The sequence below is a fragment of the Terrisporobacter muris genome (assembly GCF_024621905.1).
GTDB lineage: Bacteria > Bacillota > Clostridia > Peptostreptococcales > Peptostreptococcaceae > Terrisporobacter > Terrisporobacter muris.
Window position 1 is genome coordinate 1 of the sequence record NZ_JANKBY010000375.1, and the last position, 3072, is coordinate 3072.

2 protein-coding genes are annotated in these 3072 nt (G+C 31.8%); one reads left to right on the forward strand and one right to left on the reverse strand.

Annotated elements, in window-relative coordinates; all coding sequences use genetic code 11:
- Positions 1-114 precede the first annotated feature (114 nt).
- Entirely contained in the window at positions 115-2778 is a 2664-nt protein-coding gene (gene adhE, locus NSA58_RS17985) for a bifunctional acetaldehyde-CoA/alcohol dehydrogenase (protein ID WP_039681502.1), read from the forward strand.
- Positions 2779-2887: 109 nt separating this feature from the next.
- On the opposite strand, the gene NSA58_RS17990 is transcribed toward adhE, so the two are convergent.
- The coding region (locus NSA58_RS17990) for a hypothetical protein (protein ID WP_257560775.1) at positions 2888-3072 on the reverse strand (185 nt) is incomplete at its 5' end.

Below are 3072 nucleotides of genomic sequence, written 5' to 3' on the forward strand. Positions count from 1 at the left end.
ATTTAACAAGTGTATTGACAGTGAAAAGAAGATGAATTATCATATGTATTATGAAAAGTTGTTAAAAATATAACAAGGTTTATTAACATTATATTATATAGGGGGAGTTTCGAAATGAGTAAAGAAACAAAAAAAGTTAAGGTTACAAACCAAGAGGTAAATGTTGAAAATATGATTAATGAGTTGGTTGAAAAAGCGAATATAGCTAAACAAGAAATGTTAAAGTTAGATCAAGAAGCTACAGATAAAATAGTAGCAGCTATGGCAAAGGCGGGTCTTGATAAACATATAGAACTTGCTCAATTAGCAGTAAATGAAACTGGAAGAGGAATATTTGAAGATAAAGTAACTAAAAATATGTTTGCAACAGAATATATTTATAATAATATAAAATACACAAAAACAGTTGGGGTAATAGAAGAAAATGAAGAAGATGGATATATGATGGTTGCAGAACCGATAGGTGTAGTAGCTGGTGTAACACCTGTTACAAATCCAACTTCAACTACAATGTTCAAAACATTAATATCTATGAAAGGCAGAAATCCAATAATATTCAGTTTCCACCCATCAGCTCAAAAATGTTCAGCTGAGGCTGCTAGAATATTAAGAGATGCAGCTATAGAAGCTGGAGCACCAGAAAACTGTGTTCAATGGATAGAAATTCCATCATTAGAAGCATCGGCAGCATTGATGAAGCACCAAGGAGTATCATTAATACTTGCAACTGGAGGACCTGGAATGGTTAAGTCTGCTTATTCAGCAGGAAAACCAGCACTTGGAGTTGGAGCAGGAAATGTACCTTGTTTTATAGAAAAATCTGCTGATATAAAACAAGCAGTAAATGATTTAATCTTATCTAAATCATTTGATAATGGAATGATATGTGCTTCTGAGCAAGCAGTTATAATAGAAGAATGTATATATGACGAAGTAGTAGCTTTACTTAAGCATTATAATTGCTACTTTGTAGAAGGAAAAGAAAAAGAATTATTAGAAAAAACAGTTATAAATCCTGAAACTAAAACATTAAATCCAAACATAGTAGGACAAAGTCCATATACTATAGCTAAAATGGCAGGATTTGAAGTTCCTAAAGATACTAAAATATTAGTAGCTGAAATAGAGGGAGTAGGAATAGATTATCCATTATCAAAAGAAAAATTATCTCCGGTATTGGCTTGTATAAAAGTTAAAGATGCTAAAGAAGGGATACAAAGATGTGTTGATATGACAGAGTTCGGAGGACTTGGGCATTCAGCTGTTATACATTCAAACAATGATGATGTAATTTTAGAATTCTCTCAAAGAGTAAGAACAGGAAGACTTCTAGTAAATGCACCATCTACTCACGGAGCTATAGGAGATTTATACAATGTAAATACTCCATCTCTAACTTTAGGATGCGGATCAATGGGTAACAACTCAACTACAGATAACGTATCAGCTGTAAACTTAATAAATGTTAAAAAGGTTACTAAGAGGAGAGTTAATATGCAATGGTTCAAAATTCCTGAAAAAATATATCATGAAATGAACTCAATACAATACCTAGAAAAGATGGAAGGTGTTGAAAGGGTGATGATAGTTACTGATAGAATGATGGTTCAACTTGGGTACGCTGATAAATTAGCTTATCAATTAAGAAAAAGAAGAAACCCAGTTATGATAGAAGTATTTGCTGATGTGGAACCAGACCCATCTGTAGATACAGTATTAAATGGTGCCGAAGCAATGAGAAAATTCAATCCAGATACAATAATAGCTTTAGGTGGAGGATCTGCAATGGATGCGGCTAAAGGTATGTGGTTATTTTATGAAAATCCACAAGCAGACTTTGAAGATTTAAGACTTAAATTTGCTGATATAAGAAAAAGAGTATTCAAGTTCCCTAAATTAGGAAGAAAAGCTAAAATGGTGGCTATTCCAACTACTTCAGGAACAGGTTCAGAAGTAACTTCATTTGCAGTTATAACTGACAAAGTAAATAATATAAAATATCCTTTAGCTGATTATGAGTTAACTCCAGATGTGGCTATAATAGATCCACAATTTGTAATGTCTGTACCAGCTGCTGTTACTGCAGATACAGGTCTTGATGTATTAACTCATGCTATAGAAGCTTATGTTTCAATAATGGCAACTGATTATACAGATGCTCTTGCAATGAAAGCAATACAAATGGTATTTGAATATTTACCAATATCATATAAAGGTGGAAATACTGCTGAAGGTAGAGAAGCTAGAGAAAAAATGCATAATGCTTCTTGTATGGCAGGTATGGCATTTGCCAATGCTTTCTTAGGAGTAAACCACTCATTAGCTCATAAATTAGGTTCTGAATTCCACATACCACATGGTAGAGCTAATGCAATATTATTACCACATGTAGTAGAATACAATGCTCAAATGCCAACTAAATTTGCTGCATTCCCTAAATATAAATCATTCGTAGCTGACAAGAAGTATGCTGAAATAGCTAAAGTTCTTGGATTAAAGGCTGATACAGTAGAGCAAGGTGTTTTAAGTTTAGTTCAAGCTATAAAAGGTTTAATGATAGAACTAAACATGCCAATGTCTATAGAAGAGTGCGGCGTAGATAAAGAAACTTACTTTAGTGCAATAGAAAAATTAGCTTTAGATGCATTTGATGATCAATGTACTCCAGCTAACCCAAGATTACCATTAGTAACTGAGTTACATGAGATATATAAAAATATATATCCATCAACAAAAGTAGTTAAAAAAGTTAAAAAAGAAGAAAAAGTACTAGTATAAAATTAGTTTAATTAGTGATTCCTTAAAAATATAACCTAAAAATTAATATTGTCTGCAATGAAAAAGACCTCCATTTTATAAATGTGAGGTCTTTTGTATATTAAAATATTTAGTCATTATTATTAAAAATGTTATTGTATAAATCTAAAATTTCCTTGTCTGATTTTCCGTCTATATCACGTTCAAAATCATCTTGCTTTCCAGCTGCCTCGTAGTAATCTTCTAATTCAGCTATGTATTCATCCATATTTTTTTTACTTTTTTTCATGAATTCATCACCTTTATTAAATTTAT